General features: G+C 58.7%; 16 protein-coding genes. 9 read left to right on the top strand and 7 right to left on the bottom strand.

Annotated features, from left to right (window positions below; translation table 11 throughout):
* Positions 1-14: 14 nt before the first annotated feature.
* Complete coding sequence (gene mog / locus CK911_RS12710; RefSeq protein WP_098970357.1) at positions 15-545, bottom strand: molybdopterin adenylyltransferase; 531 nt, start codon at positions 543-545, stop codon at positions 15-17.
* A 374-nt stretch (positions 546-919) separates the two neighbouring features.
* Here mog and CK911_RS12705 point away from each other — a divergent pair, with 374 nt between their 5' ends.
* The 7 genes from CK911_RS12705 (at position 920) to proX (ending at position 7,178) form a co-directional block, all read left to right on the top strand.
* On the top strand, positions 920-1,255 hold the full coding sequence (locus CK911_RS12705) for a DUF3135 domain-containing protein (protein WP_098970354.1): 336 nt from the start codon (positions 920-922) through the stop codon (positions 1,253-1,255).
* Between the two features lie 236 nt (positions 1,256-1,491).
* Positions 1,492-2,289, top strand: coding sequence for a threonine/serine exporter family protein (locus tag CK911_RS12700; RefSeq protein WP_068978085.1), 798 nt, complete (start codon positions 1,492-1,494; stop codon positions 2,287-2,289).
* On the top strand, positions 2,286-2,753 hold the full coding sequence (locus tag CK911_RS12695; protein WP_042022775.1) for a threonine/serine exporter family protein: 468 nt from the start codon (positions 2,286-2,288) through the stop codon (positions 2,751-2,753). The genes CK911_RS12700 and CK911_RS12695 overlap by 4 nt, the downstream gene beginning before the upstream one ends.
* An 18-nt stretch (positions 2,754-2,771) precedes the next feature.
* The gene (gene folA, locus CK911_RS12690; protein WP_098970352.1) at positions 2,772-3,263 is read left to right on the top strand and encodes a type 3 dihydrofolate reductase; all 492 of its coding nucleotides are present in this window, start codon (positions 2,772-2,774) and stop codon (positions 3,261-3,263) included.
* A 542-nt stretch (positions 3,264-3,805) separates the two neighbouring features.
* The gene (gene proV, locus CK911_RS12685; RefSeq protein ID WP_068978083.1) at positions 3,806-5,002 is read left to right on the top strand and encodes a glycine betaine/L-proline ABC transporter ATP-binding protein ProV; all 1,197 of its coding nucleotides are present in this window, start codon (positions 3,806-3,808) and stop codon (positions 5,000-5,002) included.
* Positions 4,999-6,147, top strand: coding sequence for a glycine betaine/L-proline ABC transporter permease ProW (gene proW, locus CK911_RS12680; protein WP_098970350.1), 1,149 nt, complete (start codon positions 4,999-5,001; stop codon positions 6,145-6,147). The genes proV and proW overlap by 4 nt, the downstream gene beginning before the upstream one ends.
* Positions 6,144-7,178 (top strand): glycine betaine/L-proline ABC transporter substrate-binding protein ProX, encoded by a 1,035-nt coding sequence (gene proX, locus CK911_RS12675; RefSeq protein WP_098970348.1) that lies wholly within the window; start codon positions 6,144-6,146, stop codon positions 7,176-7,178. The genes proW and proX overlap by 4 nt, the downstream gene beginning before the upstream one ends.
* Positions 7,179-7,286: 108 nt before the next feature.
* Here the strand turns inward: proX and CK911_RS12670 are convergent, their stop codons facing one another.
* Genes CK911_RS12670 through CK911_RS12660 form a run of 3 tightly spaced genes read right to left on the bottom strand, consistent with a single transcriptional unit; the run spans position 7,287 to position 11,597 of the window.
* Positions 7,287-8,105, bottom strand: coding sequence for a phosphoadenylyl-sulfate reductase (locus CK911_RS12670; RefSeq protein ID WP_098970345.1), 819 nt, complete (start codon positions 8,103-8,105; stop codon positions 7,287-7,289).
* Positions 8,095-9,807, bottom strand: coding sequence for an assimilatory sulfite reductase (NADPH) hemoprotein subunit (cysI, locus tag CK911_RS12665; RefSeq protein WP_098970343.1), 1,713 nt, complete (start codon positions 9,805-9,807; stop codon positions 8,095-8,097). The genes CK911_RS12670 and cysI overlap by 11 nt, the downstream gene beginning before the upstream one ends.
* Positions 9,807-11,597, bottom strand: a complete 1,791-nt coding sequence (locus CK911_RS12660; RefSeq protein ID WP_172954102.1) for an assimilatory sulfite reductase (NADPH) flavoprotein subunit — start codon at positions 11,595-11,597, stop codon at positions 9,807-9,809. Before CK911_RS12660 ends, cysI begins: the two co-directional genes overlap by 1 nt.
* 199 nt (positions 11,598-11,796) lie before the next feature.
* Between CK911_RS12660 and CK911_RS12655 the strand changes: the two genes are divergently transcribed.
* Positions 11,797-12,603, top strand: coding sequence for a PhzF family phenazine biosynthesis protein (locus CK911_RS12655; RefSeq protein WP_098970338.1), 807 nt, complete (start codon positions 11,797-11,799; stop codon positions 12,601-12,603).
* 31 nt (positions 12,604-12,634) lie between these two features.
* Here CK911_RS12655 and CK911_RS12650 read toward each other — a convergent pair whose 3' ends face one another.
* The 3 genes from CK911_RS12650 to prfB all read right to left on the bottom strand — a co-directional run bounded on the left by CK911_RS12650 (position 12,635) and on the right by prfB (position 16,416).
* Complete coding sequence (locus CK911_RS12650; RefSeq protein ID WP_098969540.1) at positions 12,635-13,597, bottom strand: IS1595 family transposase; 963 nt, start codon at positions 13,595-13,597, stop codon at positions 12,635-12,637.
* Positions 13,598-13,765: 168 nt separating this feature from the next.
* Complete coding sequence (gene lysS, locus CK911_RS12645) at positions 13,766-15,244, bottom strand: lysine--tRNA ligase (RefSeq protein ID WP_253860421.1); 1,479 nt, start codon at positions 15,242-15,244, stop codon at positions 13,766-13,768.
* 73 nt (positions 15,245-15,317) lie between these two features.
* Positions 15,318-16,416 (bottom strand): peptide chain release factor 2 gene (prfB, locus tag CK911_RS12640; protein WP_098970334.1). Its coding sequence is split into 2 segments (ribosomal slippage): positions 15,318-16,340 and positions 16,342-16,416, totalling 1,098 coding nucleotides; the frame shifts between segments, so codons are not numbered across the junction.
* A gap of 255 nt (positions 16,417-16,671) precedes the next feature.
* Here prfB and CK911_RS12635 point away from each other — a divergent pair.
* Positions 16,672-18,543: a methyl-accepting chemotaxis protein gene (locus tag CK911_RS12635; protein ID WP_098972650.1), complete on the top strand. Its 1,872-nt coding sequence runs from the start codon at positions 16,672-16,674 to the stop codon at positions 18,541-18,543.
* Positions 18,544-18,772: the final 229 nt, after the last annotated feature.

Raw genomic sequence — 18,772 nt, 5'->3', positions numbered from 1 at the left:
TATGGCCAGGTTAGCTATTTTTTCGGTCGAAATGGCTTGATGACGGCTTCATCGCACTCGAGGTAAGGCCCCTCCATCAAATCGATGCAGTAGGGGATGGCGGGGAAGACGGCATCCAGACACTCGCGGATCGATTTGGGTTTACCCGGCAGATTGACGATCAGGGTGTCATCGCGCAGTCCGGCAGTCTGGCGCGACAAAATGGCGGTCGGCACAAACTTGAGGGATTCGGCCCGCATCAGCTCGCCAAAGCCCGGCATCATGCGATCACACACTGCCTCGGTCGCTTCCGGCGTGACATCCCGCTTGGCCGGGCCGGTGCCGCCGGTGGTGACGATGAGGCAGCACTGCTCTTCATCCGCCAGCCGGATCAGGGTCGCTTCAATCTGATCCTGCTCATCGGGGATCACCTGATAGACGGGTTCCCACTCCGAGGTCAGATAGGCGTTCAGGGTGTCGATGATGGCTTTGCCAGAGAGATCTTCATAGATGCCCGCACTGGCGCGATCACTGACGGTGACGATACCGATTTTTGCCTTGCTCATGGTCTGCTCTTGGATGAACGATAAAGTGGCAATTAAAATAACATAATCAGTGAGATATGTTAAATCATCAAGAAATGTGGCCGAGTGGAACGGGGGGAATAAAGTGTCGAATGAAGCGAAGTAAAGTCACACTGGTTTTTATTTGAAGTAAAAAACATAAACTTACAGCCAAAAGCGTATAAGTATTTTTGAACGCTCAAACTTAAAATAATTGCTTGTTCCTAAACACAATTAAATTTTATAAGCACTCTTTTCTGTTCACCCCGGAACCTGTTGATGGAATCCTTTTTATATTGGTCGTATATACACTGTTATATAGCTGGATCGCTATGGCACCGATGTGAGAAGCCAGCAAACATTGCCGGGGAGGGCGTATGGAGTTGCCTGATTTTGATACCTTGAAAGAGCTGGCTACAACTGAGCCTGCCCGATTGGATGCGATTCTGGAGCAGCAGATAGATCAGTTGATGACTCGGGCAAGTCCTGATCAGCAGCGCCGTCTGCGTGGCTTGCAATTCAAGATTGATGGCCAGCGTCGGTTGGCGAAAAACAACCTCGATAGTTGTATCCGGATCGCCAACATGATGCGGGAATCCTTTTATGTGATGCGTAGTGAAATGCTCCAGTTCAGTGAGCAGGAGGAGTTACCAGCTGAAAGCGATAGCAGTGGTAAAATAATCTGTCTGGCTGACTATCGATGTGGTAAATAATCTGCCGCAACGCTTCTTTTTGATATTTTTACTGAATATGGGAAACCAATATAAATAGCTATTTATGATATACCGATTGTTATGGTTTTTAATGTTAGTGGTAATGTATTTGTAATGTGGCCTCTTTTTTCCTTCTTGTAATAACTGGTAGACCAGGTTGTGATAGGGGTGGATGAATAACAACAAAAGTTAGGCTAATATGGCCGACACTTTTATTGCTACGACTCGAAGGGATTATGAGAAGTATCACACCAAGACGGGTGTTGTCGCGGGAGCAACAGACAGAGATCACCCGCATTATCGTCAAGGTGGGTCAGATGTTGGCCCAGTTCGGGGCGGAGAGCCGGATCATCGAGCAGACCACGGTGCGCCTTGGCATGGCGCTGGGGCTGGAGAGTGTCGAAATGGCCATCTCTTCCAGTGCCATCGTGCTCACCAGTCTCTATCAGGGCGGCTGCGTCACCACCACCCGGCGGGTGCGCGAGCACGGCATCAACATGCAGGTGGTGTGCGAAATTCAGCGCATCTGCATCATGGCGGAGAAAGAGCTGATCGGTGCTCGTGAAGTGCGCCAGCGCCTCGAAGCTATCGTCCCCTTCCACTATCACCCCTGGCTGGTGGTGCCCATGGTGGGGCTCTCTTGCGGCGCCTTCAGCCTGTTGTTTGGCGGTGATTGGCCTATCTTCCTGGTGACCTGCTTTTCGTCTGCCGTGGCGATGCGGGTGCGCCAGTTGATCGCTCGTCATCACCACAGCCCACTTATCAACTTTGCCGTAACCGGTTTTATCGCCACCCTGCTCTCCTCCAGTGCAACCTTCTTCGGCTGGGGGGCGCAGCCTTATCTCGCCATGGCGGCGAGTGTCTTGCTGCTGGTGCCGGGCTTTCCGCTGATCAACGCGGTCTCCGACATGGTGAAGGGCTACTTCAACATGGGGCTGGCCCGCTGGGGCTCGGCGACCCTGCTGACCATCAGTGCTGCGATCGGCATTATTCTTGCCATGTCGCTGACCGGGATTTGGGGGTGGAAGGTATGACGGATCTGCTCTGGTTATTGGCCAAGGATGCCTTCTGGTCATCTATCCCCGCAGTGGGCTTTGCCATGCTGTTCAACGTGCCGCCGCGGATGCTGAAATATTGCGCCATGGGCGGGGCGTTGGCCCACAGCCTGCGCACCCTGCTGATCCACTACGGTATGCCCATCGAGTGGGCGACCCTGGCGGCGGCGACCACGGTCGGTTTTGTCTGCGTCTACTGGTCCCAACGTCTGCTGGCGCCGCGTCCGGTGTTCAGTGTGGCTTCGATCATACCGATGATCCCCGGCAGCTATGCCTTCAAAACCATGATTGCGGTGGTGGAACTCAATATCTCCGGGGTGACCATGGAGTTGATGCAGAGCGCGGTGGAGAACGGCCTCAAGGCGCTCTTTATCGTCGGCGCCCTTAGTTTCGGTTTGGCGATCCCGTCTCTGGTCGTGTACCGTAACCGCCCCATAATCTGACAGACGGTGAGAGCCCCAATGAAGATCTCCATGATTGCCGCCATGGCCCACGACCGGGTGATCGGCAAGGACAACCAGATGCCCTGGCATCTGCCTGCTGACCTGGCTCACTTCAAACGGGTGACCCTCGGCAAACCGGTGTTGATGGGGCGCAAGACCTTCGAATCCATTGGTCGACCGCTGCCCGGACGACGCAATCTGGTGATCAGCCGCAACCCCGGCTATCAGGCCGAGGGCATCGAAGTGGTAGGCTCCGTCGAGGCGGCGTTGGCCCTGCTGGCGAGCAGTGCGGTGGCGGAGTTGATGGTGATCGGCGGCGGTCATCTCTATGCCGAGATGTTGCCGAGTGCGGATTGCCTCTACCTGACCCGCATCGATCTGGCGGTAGAGGGGGATACCCGCTTCCCCGCCTTTGACGATGGTCAGTGGCAGCGCATCGACAGCGAGAGCCACCCTGCCGATGAGAAGAACCTGCACCCCTACAGTTTCGAGACCTGGCAGCGACGCTGACCCATTGTGATGCGCTAACTGATAGCCAGTAAAAAGCCCCTTGTGTTGCACAAGGGGCTTTTTTCGCACTGGCGGTTTGCCAGAAGCAACCTGTCCAGCAGGTCGATTATCCAAGGTGGCCGTTGCGATCTAAGCGAGGCGTTTGATCTCTGCTTCAGCCTCTCTTCTTGTCTGCCAATTGCTCCCCATTCTGACAATTAGATATTTAGAGTTGTAATCATTTGTTGGTGAAAACTATCAGAGTGGAATGCCCCTATCCAACAGGCGCTTATCTGGCTGATTTGGCTGTTTTTTTTGATTATTTTTAAATGGTTTTCACAACATTTTCTCGCTAACTGTTGCGGTTATTATGGATAAAACCTGGCCATGTCTGTTTTTAATTGCTTTGAATAATGATTTAAAATCAAGTGCTTATCGATTGATTTGTTTTGCGGGACTCTTGTGGTTCTTTTGTTTTGACTGTTAATTGCTTAGTGTAGAAATCAATTGGTTCGCGTTCGGCAGGTTAATTACCAAGATGTCGACCATGAAAAAAGGACAGTATGACAGTCAAACTCGAAGTCAAATCACTCTATAAAATCTTCGGAGAACATCCGGAAAAAGTGTTCAAATTGCTGGCGAAGGGGCACGACCGCTCCAGCATTCTGCAGAAAACCGGACAGACTCTGGGTGTGCAGGGGGTCGATCTGGCCATTCACGAAGGGGAGATCTTCGTGGTGATGGGCTTGTCCGGTTCGGGCAAATCGACGCTGGTGCGGCTCTTCAACCGCCTTATCGAACCGACCCGTGGTCAGGTGCTGATCGACGGTGAGGATATTGCCGCCATGTCGGAGAGCGAACTGCGTCAGGTGCGGCGCAAGAAGATCAGCATGGTGTTTCAATCCTTTGCCCTGATGCCGCACCTGAGCGTGCTGGAAAACACCGCCTTCGGGCTGGAGCTGGCCGGTGTGCCGCTTCTCGAGCGCCAGGAAAGTGCCCGTCAGGCACTCAATCAAGTGGGTCTTGGCCAGTGGATCGAGGCCTTCCCCGATGCCCTCTCCGGTGGCATGAAGCAACGGGTCGGACTGGCCCGTGCGCTTGCCAATGACCCCGATATCCTGCTGATGGACGAGGCCTTCTCCGCGCTGGATCCGCTGATCCGCACCGAGATGCAGGACGAGCTGCTCAAGCTGCAGGCCAGCCATCAGCGCACCATAGTGTTTATCTCCCACGATCTGGATGAGGCGATGCGGATCGGCGATCGCATCGCCATCATGCAGGATGGTCAGGTGGTGCAGGTCGGTACCCCCGACGAGATCCTGAGCCAGCCCGCCAACGACTATGTGCGCGCCTTCTTCCGCGGGGTGGATCTCGCCAATGTCTTCAGCGCCCGCGATATTGTCAGTCGCAAGCAGATGCCGCTTATCAAGAAACACACCACCGACGGGCCGGGCAACGCCCTGCGTCAGCTCAAGGAGCTGGAGCGGGAATTTGGCTACGTGGTGGATCGCAGTCGCCGTTTCATCGGCGTCGTCTCGGTCGAGTCGCTCAGCGAGGCCGTTCGTGGCAAGGGGAGTCTGGAGCAGGCGTTGCTGGCGGATATCCAGCCGATCCTGGCCGACACCTCTCTCAATGAACTGATCAGTCAGGTGGCAGCTGCACCCTGTCAGGTGCCCGTGGTCGAGGAGGATGGCACTTATCTGGGGCTTATCTCCAAGGCCAATCTGCTCAACACCCTGGACAGGAGTACCCCGGTATGAAGCTGAACAATCCCCACGCATTGCTAATCGGCTTGCTGGCGCTTCTGCTGCTGGCGAGCCCCTCCCTGCGGGCTGATGAAGCGGATGCTGACCCTTGGGGTGCAGCGACCACCACGGTTGCCGCCGATCCCTGGGGCAGTACCGCCACCGAGGCGGCCGACTGGCAAAACCAGATTGCTGCCGTGGATACCCCGGCCGCCGTCAACTGGCTGGATCCCTTCCAGCAGGCGCTGCTGCCGCTGGACCGCTGGGTCGAGGGGGGCATCGGCTGGCTGGTGGAGAACCTGCGCCCGCTGTTCCAGCTGATCCGTGCGCCGGTGGAGGTGACCCTCAACGCCATGACCCATCTGCTGCAGACGGTGCCATCCATCCTGATGATCGGGCTGTTGACCCTGATCGCCTGGCAGCTGGTCAATGGCCGGATGGCGCTTGGTACCCTCGCCGCACTGGTCGGGATCGGGCTGATCGGGGCCTGGTCCGATGCCATGGTGACCCTGTCGCTGGTGCTGACCTCTCTCGTCTTCTGCATTCTGATCGGTTTGCCGGTGGGCATTTTGCTGGCCCGCAGTGAACGGCTCTCCCACTGGACCCGGCCGCTGCTGGATGCGATGCAAACCACTCCGGCCTTCGTCTACCTGATTCCCATCGTCATGCTGTTTGGCATCGGCAACGTCCCCGGTGTGGTGGTGACCGTGATTTTCGCCCTGCCGCCGATGATCCGCCTCACCATGCTGGGGATAAGACAGGTGCCTGTGGATCTGGTGGAGGCCGCTCACTCCTTTGGCGCCAGCCCCTCCCAGCTGTTGTTCAAGGTGCAGTTGCCACTCGCCATGCCCACCATCATGGCCGGGGTCAACCAGACCCTGATGCTGGCGCTCTCCATGGTGGTGATCGCCTCGATGATCGCGGTCGGTGGCTTGGGTCAGATGGTGCTGCGTGGCATCGGGCGTCTCGATATGGGGCTCGCCTCCATTGGCGGCCTCGGCATCGTACTGCTGGCCATCGTGCTCGACCGTTTGACCCAGGCGATGGGCCAACCGGATCGCAACCGGGTTGGCCGTTGGTATCAGCGTGGTCCCGCTTCCTTGCTGCTGCGCCTCACTGGCCGCAGCAAATCCATCGATTACAAAGGAGTAAATGGATGAACCTCATCACCACAACGCGCACTCGTCATTGCTTGCTGTTGAGCACCATGTTGTTGAGCTCCTTGCTGCTGAGTCCGCTTGCCATCGCCAGCACTGAACGGCCGGGGGAGGGGGTCCGCGTTCAACCCTTGCAGAGCTCCCTGCCGGAAGAGACCTTCCAGACCCTGCTGGTCAGCAAGCTGATGGGACGCCTCGGCTACTATGTCCAGCCGGTGCAGGAGGTGGATTACAATGTGGCCTATGCCTCGGTGGCGCAGGGGGATGGCACCTTCCTCACCTTTAACTGGATCCCGCTGCAGGACAACAAGTACCAGCATGCGGGGGGAGACAAGGTGTTCTTCCGTCAGGGCACCTATGCATCGGGTGCCGCTCAGGGCTATCTCATCGACAAGCAGACCGCGACCCGATATGGCATCACCAATCTGGGTCAGCTCAAGGATCCCAAGCTGGCGGCGTTGTTTGACGGCGATGGGGATGGCAAGGCCGATCTGGTGGGCTGCAACCCGGGCTGGGGCTGCGAAGAGGCGATCAACCATCATCTGGATGAGTTCGGGCTGACCTCCACCATTACCCACAAGCAGGGCAACTATGCGGCGCTGATCGCCGATACCCGTGCCCGTCTCCAGAGCGGCAAGCCGGTGCTCTACTACACCTGGACCCCCTACTGGCTCAGCAGCGAGCTGGTGCCGGGGCGGGATGTGGTGTGGCTTGAGGTGCCTGCTGGCGCCAAAGATGCCGACAGTACCCGCCTGCCCAACGGTAAGAACTACGGCTTTGCCGTCAACACCATACACATCGTGGCCAACAAGGCATTCACCGATGCCAACCCGGCGGCTGCCAAGTTGTTTTCCATCGTCAAGCTGCCGCTGAATGACATCAACATCCAGAATGGGCTGATGAACAAGGGCCAGAACACCCAGGCGGATATCGAGCGCCATGTGATGGCCTGGCTCAAAGGGCACGAAGCTCAGGTCAACGACTGGTTGACTCAGGCGCAGGTTGCCGCCGAGCAGGCCAACGTGGCTGGTTAAGCCTCTTTGCTCATTGGTCATGTTGTGAGGGATGCAAACTAGCCCAAGCAAAACGCCCGGCAGTTGCTGGGCGTTCTTTATGGTCAGGATCCGGCCTTACAAGCGGGCTCAGATGCCGGAGCCGCTCTGCTCGCCATGCTCTTTGCCACCCTCCTCGTGCAAGCCGCACTCGCGCTTGAGGCCGAAGAAGCGGGTCTGCTCCTCGCTCATGCCCGGCTCCCACTTGGTGGTGGTGTGCACATCGCCGACTGACAGATAGCCTTGCTCCCACAACGGATGGTAGGGGAGGTCGAACTCCTTGAAGTAGTAGAAGACGTCCTTGTTGCTCCAGTCGATCACCGGCAGGAACTTGAAGCGGCCGCGTTGGATGCCCAGCACCGGCAGCTTGCCGCGGCTGCCGGACTGCTCCCGGCGCAGGCCGGAGAACCAGGTCTGTGCCCCCAGCTCACGCAGGGCGCGGTCCATCGGCTCCACCTTGTTGAGCTGGTTGTAGCGGGAGATCCCCTCCCCCCCCTGCTCCCACAAGAGGCCAAATCGTGCCTCCTGCCAGGCCGGACTGAGTTCGGCCCGATAGATCTTGAGGTTGAGCGCGAGGCGCTCGGTCATTTCATCGATAAAGCGGTAGGTCTCCGGGAACAGATAACCGGTATCGGTCAGCACCACCGGCACGTCGGCCCGCTCGCGGCTCACCAGATGGAGCATCAGCGCCGCCTGAATGCCGAAACTGGAGGAGAGCACATGCTCCCCCGGCAGATTGGCCAGCGCCCAGCGCACCCGCTCGGGGGCGCTCATGGCGTCCAGCGCCCGGTTGAGGGGCGCCAGTGCCTCGCTCTGCTCGTCCCGGCTCAGGGAGAGCAGGGCGGAGAGGTCGAGCCTGCCATCGGCGGTCAGTGTCAGCCGCCCGCCATCAGTCAGTTCAGGCTGCATAGAAATCCCTCGCGGAGTCGATGACGGGGGCCACTACCCCTGCGCGGATCACGAAGTCGCCAAAGCACTCGTTCCCGTCGCGCTCCTTGGCCCAGCGGCCGATAAGGCTATCCAGCTCGGCCAGGATCTGCGGCTCGGTGATGTTCTCCTGATAGAGGCGCGGGATGCGGGTCCCCTCCAGGTTGCCACCCAGATGCAGGTTGTAGCGGCCCGGTGCCTTGCCCACCAGACCCACTTCGGCCAGCATGGCGCGGCCGCAGCCGTTGGGGCAGCCGGTGACCCGGAAGATGATGGCGTCATTCGCCAGCCCGTGCTTGGTTAGCAAGCCCTCGATGTCGGTGACAAACGCCGGCAGCATACGCTCGGCCTCAGCCATCGCCAGCGGGCAGGTGGGCAGGGCCACGCAGGCCATGGACTGCTTGCGTTGCTCGCTCACGCCGTCATCCAGCAGGCCATACTGGCGCGCGAGTGCTTCGATGCGCGCCTTCTCGCCAACGGAGACACCGGCGATGATCAGGTTCTGGTTGGCGGTCAGGCGAAAATCCCCCTGATGCACCTTGGCGATTTCCAGCATGCCGGTCTTGAGCGGCTTGCCCGGGAAGTCCAGCAGGCGGCCGTTCTCGATGAAGAGGGTCAGGTGGTGTTTGCCATCGATCCCTTCGACCCAGCCGAAGCGATCGCCACGGCTGGTGAACGCGTAGGGGCGCACCTCGCCAAATTTGATGCCGGCGCGGTTCTCCACCTCGGCCTTGAATGCCTCGACACCGACCCGTTCGAGCGTGTACTTGGTCTTGGCGTTCTTGCGGTTGACCCGGTTGCCCCAGTCGCGCTGGGTGCTGACCACGGCGGCCGCCACGTCCAGCACGTGGGAGAGCGGAATAAAGCCAAAGTCGCTCGCCTTGCGCGGGTAGGTACTGGTGTCGCCGTGGGTCATGGCCAGACCACCGCCCACCAGCACGTTGAAGCCCACCAGCTTGCCGTCTTCGGCAATGGCCACGAAGTTGAGGTCGTTGGCATGCACGTCTATGTCGTTGTGGGGCGGGATCACCACAGTCGTCTTGAATTTGCGCGGCAGGTAGTTGGAGCCCAGGATAGGCTCCTCGTCCCCCCCCAGCTTCTCGCCATCCAGCCAGATCTCAACGTAGGCGCGGGTCTTGGGCAGCAGGTGTTCGGAGATCTGCTTGGCCCATTCGTAGGCCTCTTGGTGCAGCGCTGACTCCACCGGGTTGCTGGTGCAGAGCACGTTGCGGTTCACGTCGCCAGCGGTGGCGATGGAATCTATGCCCGTGCTGTTGAGGGTCTGGTGCATCAGCTTGATGTCGCGCTTCAATACCCCGTGAAACTGGAAGGTCTGGCGGGTAGTGAGGCGGATGCTGCCATACAGGCTGTGCTCCTCGGCGAACTTGTCGATCACCTGCCATTGGGCCGGGGTGATGATGCCGCCCGGCAGACGGGCGCGCAGCATGACGTTGTGCAGGGGCTCCAGCTTCTGGGCGGTACGCTCCGGGCGTATGTCTCTGTCATCCTGCTGATACATGCCGTGGAAGCGGATCAGCTGGAAGTTGTCGCCGTTGAAGCCACCGGTGAGCGGGTCTTGCAGATCCTGCGCTATGGTGCCGCGCAGGAAGTTGCTCTCGCGCTTGAGGCGTTCGTTGTCGGCCAGCGGTCCCTCCACTGGCCCCGGAATTGTTTGCTTGCTCATCAATAGACATCCCTTTGATAACGTTTGGCACGACGCAATTCGCTCAAATACTCTTCTGCTTCCTCACGGCTCTTGTGACCGTGTTCGGCAATCACATCCAGCAGGGCCTCCTGCACATCCTTGGCCATCTTGTTGGCGTCACCACACACATAGAAGTGAGCGCCTGCTTCCAGCCACTGGTAGAGCTCCAGGCCCGCTTCGCGCAACCTGTCCTGCACATAAATCTTGTTGGCCTGATCCCGGCTGAAGGCCAGCGAGATCTTCGACAGCAGGCCCGATTTCACATAGCGCTGCCACTCCACCTGATAGAGGAAGTCCTGGGTGAAGTGGGGGTTGCCGAAGAAGAGCCAGTTCTTGCCCGAGGCATCCTGGGCCTCACGCTCTTGCATAAAGGCGCGGAAGGGGGCGATGCCGGTGCCCGGTCCCACCATGATGACGGGGGTATCGGGATTGGCCGGCAGGCGGAAGTTGTCGTTGTGCTCCACGAACACCCGCACCTCGGCATCCTCAATCAGCCGGTCGGCCAGATAGGAGGAGGCGGCGCCACTGCGCACGGTGCCATCTTCTTGCGGGTAACGCACCACGCCAACGGTAAGATGCACCTCCTCTTCCACTTCGCTCTGGGCGGAGGCGATGGAGTAGAGGCGTGGGGTGAGGGGGCGCAGCAGGCCGACCAGCTGCTCGGCAGTGAGTGCGGTCGGGAAGCGTTTCAGCACATCCACCACCTGGGCAGAGGCGACCAGGGCATTGACCTGAGCCTTGTCACCGGCCAGGTCTTTCAGCGCTGCGCTACCCGAGATCTCTGCCAATCCCGTGATAAAGCCGCCGTGCAACCGGGTCAGTTCCAGATTGCGGGTGAGCACCTCGCGCAGGCTGCCATGGGCGGTCGCCTCGTCACCGCTCAGCCCGGCCAAGGCCAGCACTTCCCCCACCAGATCGGCGTCGTTGTCGAACCAGACGCCGAGGGCGTCCCCCGGCTGATAGGTGATGCCGGACGCCTCCAGGCTGATCTCGATATGGCGGATATCCTTGGTGGAATCCCGGCCGGTGATCTTCTGGTTCACCGACAGGCGGGCCGGGAAGGGATTTGCCTTGTCGTACTGGCTGTGGCCGACAGCCGCTTGCACTGCCCCCGCCACGCTGCTGGTGGCAACCCCGGCAGAAAGCGTGGCGGCAATGGCATTGACCGCCTGCTCGCCCCAGGCCTTGGCTGCATCCTGATAGTCCACATCCAGGCTGGCAAGCTCATGCACGCGATCGGCACCCGCCTTGGTCAGCAGGCTGTCAAAGTCCTGACCTGTCTGGCAGAAAAATTCGTATGAGCTGTCACCCAGCCCCAGCACGGCGAACTTGAGCCCCTCGAGTTTACCGACCTTGCCCTTCTTGAGCTGCTCGAACAGATCGACCGCGCTCTCCGGTGGTTCACCCTCCCCGTAAGTGCTCACTACCACCAGCAGATGGGTCTCTTTCTTGAGCTGCTTGGGTTTGTAGTCCGCCATGGAGGTGAGGGTCACCGGCAGGCCGCGTGCCTCGGCCTGCGCCTTGATGGCACTGGCCACGCCCTTGGCGTTGCCTGTCTGGGATCCGTAGAGAATGGTCAGGTTGCCGCCGGGCGCCGCCAGCGCACCGCTGGCCGCAGCAGGCTGGCTGCCGGATTGGGAGAGACCGTAGAGATAGCCGCTCACCCAGACCAGTTGCTGGGTATTGAGGGTCGAGAGCGCCTGGTTCAGCTGACGTTGTTGTTCATCAGAGAGGGGGGCTAGGTTGGTCAGAGAATCCTTCAATTGCATCACACTCGTCTTCCATGGTCTGATTTTTGGTCAGGTTAAGGGGTGTGATGGATAACAACAAAGAATAAAAATGTCTTTTTTATTCTATTAGTGCATTAAAAACGTGCCTGACGGGCTCCTGGGCCCGTTCGGGCAGGGCCCGGTTTCATGGTATAAACGGCGAAGAATGAGCCCGGTCGTGGCACCACAGGAAAAGCGAATGTCGATTATCAGACTGTTTCATGTCAATGCCTTCAGCCGACAGCCCTTTGGCGGCAACCCGGCCGTGGTGGTACTGGGGCCGGCCCAGTCCGATGCGCGGCTGCAGGCCATGGCGGCCGAGTTCAACCTGTCGGAGACCGCCTTCCTCAGTCCCTTGGGGGCGGCGCACTATCGGCTGCGCTGGTTTACCCCCAAGGTAGAGGTGGATCTCTGTGGTCACGGCACCCTGGCGGCCGCCCATGTGCTGTGGCAGACGGGGGCTGTGGCACCGCAGGAGGTCATCCGCTTCGAGACCCGCAGCGGGGAACTGCTGGCCAGGCGCGAGGGGGAGTGGATTCGGCTCGACTTCCCGCGCATTCCGCTCACGCCTCTGGCGATGGATCCGGCCTATGGGGCGGCGGTTGGTTGTACACCCGTGCAGACCCTGGCCGCCGGCGCCAAGTTTCTGCTGGAGCTGGCAAGCGAGGAGGAAGTCCGCGCGCTCACCCCCGATTTTCACGCCCTGGGCGCCCTGCCCGGTCGCGGCCTGATAGTGACGGCCCCTTCCAGCCGCGGGGATGATGACTTCGTCTCTCGCTACTTCGCCCCCTGGGTCGGGGTGGATGAGGATCCCGTCACCGGCTCCAACCACTGTGCCCTGACGCCCTTCTGGGCTGAACGGCTCGGCAGGAAGCAGTTGCGGGCCCGTCAGGTTTCATCCAGAGGGGGGGAGCTCAAGCTGGAGCTGCGGGGTGAGCGAGTATTGATGGCGGGTCAGGGGTTGACCCTGTGGCAGGGGGAGTGGTTGCTGCCTCTCGCCAAATAACACGACATGTGACACATGCCATAAAAAAAGGCTATGTCCCAATTACGTGTTGCATGGGGTGCCCCAGCGCCTCATGCAGACACGCTTTGATATTCACTCCCTTCCCGTAACGCTCCAGCATCCTGCGCCAACCCAGATAATTCCTCAGGTAGTGAGTCGCCACGCCATGAAAGCGCACCATCCATTCTTTCAATCGATGGTGATATCCGTTTACATGTTGAATGTGGAATGCTCCTACTACCCGCTCACCCTGACGATTGCGCACCACCTTATGGGTCACGCCCTGCTCTTTGCTGAAACTGGCATATACGCCCGCACCATCGCTACACAGCACTGCATCCGGCGAGACCAGGGGCTTCAAGACCGCGATAACTGTTTCGGCATTCATCTTTTCCAACTGAAAATCTGCATGGTGACCAGCACGGTCCTGCACCACCATCACAGGGATGTAATCGGGCCCGGTTCCCCGGGTTCGCCCTTTACCTCCTCGACACCGAGCCAGACGAGGTAATCCCCGCTGCCCCTTGAACGACTCGAGGAAGAAGGTCTCGTCGACCTCAACGATGCCCTCTTCCCGTGTGGCTTGATGGGCGGCCATCGCACGCAAGAAGCGGTGGCGCCAGAGGAAAGCGGTGTTCTTGCTGACCCCGCAACGCAGAGCTGCCCGGCGGACAGTGAGTCCTTCAATGAGGGCTTGCGCGTAGTCTTCCCAGCACTGCGTTTTACGTAATCTGGCCAAGGGGGTCTTGGTCAGCACGGTACTGGTGCGTAGACACAGTTTGCAACGATAGCGACGTAGTCCGCGACTCCATCCCCATGGTGCCAGCTGATTGGCATCGGCCTGACAATGTGGGCAACCGCTGCATGCAGGTAGCTGGGTATTGAGTGAGGTAATGGTGTGGGGCGCCATGAGCTCCTGCCGGGCAACACGGCGTTGGCGCAGGGTAAGCTGTGGAAAGAGAGACAACAGGTGTTGAAAGGCTGGGGTATCCATGATGGTAGACCTCAAGGTAATGACCTACTTCAAGCTTAGCCTTTCAACACATAATTGGGACAGAGCCTAAAAAAACGCCCCGCAGTTGCGGGGCGATTTATTGGCTATCACGCTCGGGATTGACCCAAGGGATGTAGCTGGCTTCTGTGGGCCTTATTTCTGCGGATCTTACTTTTGTGGACGTAAGGCCGGGAACAGAATGACGTCACGGATGGTATGGCTGTTGGTGAACAGCATCACCAGACGGTCGATACCGATACCCTGACCGGCAGTCGGCGGCAGGCCGTGTTCCAGCGCGGTGACGAAGTCGGCGTCGTAGAACATGGCTTCGTCGTCGCCTGCTTCTTTCTGATCAACCTGATCCTGGAAGCGCTTGGCCTGGTCTTCTGCATCGTTCAGCTCGGAGAAGCCGTTGGCCAGCTCGCGGCCACCGATGAAGAATTCGAAGCGGTCGGTCACGTCCGGGTTCACGTCGTTGCGGCGAGCCAGCGGAGAAACGGCTGCCGGGTACTCGGTGATGAAGGTCGGTTGCAGCAGCATGTGCTCCACGGTCTCTTCGAAGATCGCGGTGATCACGTGGCCCAACTCCCAGCCCTTCATCAGCTCGATGTGCAGGCGCTTGGCAACGGCCTTGGCGCTCTCCAGGGTAGCCAGATCCTCCAGAGTTACATCCGCGTTGAACTTCAGGATGGACTCGACCATGGTGAGGCGCTGGAACGGTTGACCGAAATCGATGGTCAGACCCTCTTCGCCCTCTTTGGCGTAACGGATCTGGGTGTCGCCCAGAATGTCCTGCGCCAGGGTGCGCAGCAGATCTTCGGTCAGGTCCATCAGATCGATGTAGTCGGCGTACGCCATGTAGAACTCGATCATGGTGAACTCGGGGTTGTGACGCACCGAGATACCTTCGTTACGGAAGTTACGGTTGATCTCGTACACGCGCTCGAAACCACCGACCACCAGACGCTTCAGGTAAAGCTCCGGGGCGATACGCAGGTACATGTCGATGTCCAGCGCATTGTGGTGAGTGACGAACGGACGGGCGGAGGCACCACCCGGGATGACTTGCATCATCGGGGTTTCCACTTCCATGAACTGCTTGTCGTTGAAGAACTTGCGGATCCCGGCAACCACTTTGGTGCGGATCACGAAGGTCTTGCGGGACTCTTCGTTGGCAATCAGATCCAGATAACGCTGGCGGCAGCGCGCTTCCTGGTCGGTCAGGCCTTTGTGCTTCTCGGGCAGCGGGCGCAGCGCTTTGGTCAGCAGGCGGATATCGGAAACGTGAACGGAGAGCTCACCGGTCTGGGTCTTGAACAGGGTACCTTCGACACCGACGATGTCACCCAGATCCCACTTCTTGAACTGCTCGTTGTAGAAACCTTCCGGCAGGTCGTCACGGGTGACGTAGACCTGGATCTTGCCGGCCATGTCCTGCAGGGTGGCGAAAGAAGCCTTGCCCATGATCCGGCGGGTCATGATGCGACCGGCAATCTTCACCCGTTTACCCAGGCTCGTCAGCTCCTCGGCGTTTTTATCGTCAAACTCGGCATGGAGTTCGCCAGAGAGGCTGTCACGACGAAAATCGTTGGGGAAAGGATTACCCTGGGCGCGCAGGGCGGCCAGTTTGGAACGACGCTCGGTCATCTCGTTGTTGAATTCGAGTGCTTGGTCGACTACCGGAGTAGTGGTTTGTTCAGACATGGTGATTCCTGCTTGTTTACAGACCTGATTTCAGGCTGGCTTCGATAAACTTGTCCAAGTCACCGTCGAGTACCGCTTGGGTATTACGGGTTTCGACGCCGGTGCGCAAATCCTTGATACGGGAGTCATCCAGCACATAGGAACGGATCTGGCTGCCCCAACCGATATCAGACTTGGTCTCTTCCAGGGCTTGTTTCTCGGCATTCTGCTTCTGAATTTCCAGCTCGTAGAGCTTGGCTTTCAGCTGCTTCATACACTGGTCTTTGTTTTTGTGCTGGGAACGGTCGTTCTGGCACTGCACGACGGTATTGGTCGGCACGTGGGTAATACGCACGGCGGACTCGGTACGGTTAACGTGCTGACCACCGGCACCGGAGGCGCGATAAACGTCAATGCGCAGGTCTGCCGGGTTGATCTCGATATCGATATCATCATCGATCTCGGGATAGACGAACACGGAGCAGAACGAGGTGTGACGACGGCCGCCAGAATCGAACGGAGACTTGCGAACCAGACGGTGAACGCCGGTTTCAGTACGCAGCCAGCCGAACGCATATTCGCCGGTGAATTTGATGGTGGCGGACTTGATGCCGGCCACGTCGCCGTCTGACAGTTCAATCAGCTCAGGCTTGTAACCGTGGGCATCGCCCCAGCGCAGGAACATGCGCAGTACCATGTTGGCCCAATCCTGAGCTTCGGTACCACCGGATCCGGACTGGATATCGATATAGCAATCAGAGCCGTCGTGCTGACCGGAGAACATGCGGCGGAACTCGAGATCTACCAGCTTGGTTTCCAGCTGTTCGGCTTCGGCGATGGCTTCGTTGAAGGTATCTTCATCTTCCCCTTCGACGGCCAGGCTCACCAGCATCTCGACGTCATCCACGCCCTGGGTCAGTGTGTCGATGGTGCTGACCACGTTTTCCAGGGTAACGCGCTCTTTGCCCAGTGCCTGTGCACGTTCGGGCTCATTCCAGACGTCCGGCTGTTCCAGCTCGGCGTTGACCTCTTCTAGACGCTCTTTCTTGGCATCATAGTCAAAGGTACCCCCTAAGAAGCTCAGTCCGTTCAGACAGCTCCTTAAGTTTATTTAATACGGGATTAACTTCGAACATCGTGAAAACTCTCAGGGTCGATGTGACTTAAAAACAGGATATTCTAGCCAATTGTGGAAGGAATAAACAGGGTTGCCTGAGCTTGTGCGGTTTGTGCCGTTAATTTCTGGTGCATTTTTCTGCAGCTCGACAGAAAATATCGCCCGCCGACCCATTTTCAGGTTCAGTTGTTACCTGCCGGGTCGCTAATGACTACGTAGTGTTGTGCACCTTTAGGGATAAACCCGCTCCTCATCTATATAAGAAGAAATTATGATGAACAATCTCTCACTCAAGCAGAAGATACTGTTGTCAGTGGTGATCGCCCTGTCGTTGGTGATCTCGTTACTCTCTTGGCAGAGCTATAGCAGCCAGAAGGCACTGCTGCTGCAAGGCAGCCAGGAGCAAGTCCAGCGCTTGGGTAGCCAGCAGGCCGCCAGTGTCAGTGACTGGCTCTCTGCCCGTCGTGACGCCATTCAGGCGCTCGGCAACAAGACCAGTGGCGAGCCCCTCAATGCCCTGCAACAGGCCCAGGTTTCTGGCCGTTTCCAGCTCACCTACTTCGGTGAGGGCAGTGGCAAAATGAATGACTCCGACACCTCTATCAACCGTGACGGTTATGATCCCCGCTCCCGTGGCTGGTATCAGGAGGCGATGGGCAAGGGCGGCCTGATCGTCACCAAACCCTATCTCGATGTGGCCTACAACATCATGGTGGTGACTCTTGCCCAGCCCGCTCAGGGCGGCGTGGTCGGTGGTGACCTCTCCATTGCGTCTCTGGTAGATGACGTGACCAAGATGAAGCTGCCTGCTGATGGTTTTGCCATCATGATGCACAAGGATGGCACCGTCATTGCCTATAAAGATGCGGCCAAGGCGATGAAACCGGCGACCGAGATCGACAACGATCTGACCAATGCGCTGATCGAGCAGAGTAAGTCGAGCCAGGATCTGGTACCGGCTTACTTCGACAGCGAAGGCCGCGACAAGCTGCTGTGGGCGGTCGATATTCCCGACACTGACTGGGAGCTGTTGCTGGTGTTGGACAAGGCTGTGCTCGAAGCGCCGCTCTCTTCCCTGCTGATGACCCAGCTGGGGATGGCGTTGCTGGCACTGGTGGGTAGCATTCTTGCCATCTCCTGGCTGGTCAGTCTGCTGCTTGGCCCGCTGAGCAAGGTTTCCCTGGCTCTCGCTCGCATCGCCGACGGTAACGGCGATCTGACCCAGCGCATCAAGACGGAAGCCAACGATGAAGTGGGCCAGCTGGCCAACAGTTTCAACCGTTTCGTCGGCAGTCAGCACCAGCTGATCGGCAATATCCGCAAGCTGGCCAACGAGCTGAACGCCGATGCCGAGCGCAGTCTGGTGACCAACCAGGCCGCGGTGGACGAGCTGCAACGTCAGCAGCAAGAGGTGACCATGGTCGCGACCGCGGTCACCGAGATGGCGAGCGCCACCATGGAGATCGCCGGCAACGCCGAGAACACCGCCGCTGCCGCCCAGCAATCAGCCCAGAGCAGTGAGCAGGGCAAGATGCTGGTCAACAAGACCCGTCAGTCCATCAATGGTCTGGCCGAAGAGGTGGGACAGGCGACCGAAGTGATCGGTGAGCTGAGCCGCCACGCCCAGGCCATCACCAGCATCCTCTCTACCATTCAGGGGATTGCCGAGCAGACCAACCTGCTGGCGTTGAACGCGGCCATCGAAGCGGCTCGTGCCGGTGAGCAGGGTCGTGGTTTTGCGGTGGTGGCCGACGAGGTTCGAGTGCTGTCACGTCGTACCCAGGACTCCACCCAGCAGATCCAGTCCACCATCGAGACCCTGCAACAGACCACCGCTCGTGCGGTGAGCCTGATGCAGACCAGTCAGGGCTTGGCGGACAACAGCGTGCAGGATGCGGATCAGGCGGTGCGCGCGCTGGAAGAGATCACCAGCGCCATCTCCCTCATCTCCGACATGGCGGGCCAGATCGCCACAGCAGCCGAGGAGCAGACCCAGGTGACCGGCGAGATCACCCAGAACACCACCGCTATCAAGGATGTGAGTGACGAGATCACTGCCGCCGCCATGCGCGATCTGGATCAGGCCCACAGCCTTAAAGGCCGTGCCACCGACCTGAACCAGCAGGTGTCGACCTTTATCCTGTAAGATGCACGTTTCGGCCTGTTCCGGCCGATATAAACAAGCCCCGCCCTCTTTCGAGTGCGGGGCTTTTTGTTGCCTTGGAGATAGATAATTATGGCCAACATATGGTTGATATTATTTGTTTTTCGGTCAGCTAAAAGCCATCACATTCAAGGTTTCTTCTGTGCTGTTTGGAGCTGAATGTCAACAATAGGTCAAATTGCAGCTTCAGTTTTGCTGTGAGTGGTCGCTG

Source organism: Aeromonas sp. CU5, from assembly GCF_002586745.1.
GTDB classification, from domain to species: domain Bacteria; phylum Pseudomonadota; class Gammaproteobacteria; order Enterobacterales; family Aeromonadaceae; genus Aeromonas; species Aeromonas sobria.
The sequence above is the reverse complement of the archived record's forward strand: the minus strand, read 5'-3'. Positions and strand labels throughout refer to the sequence as shown.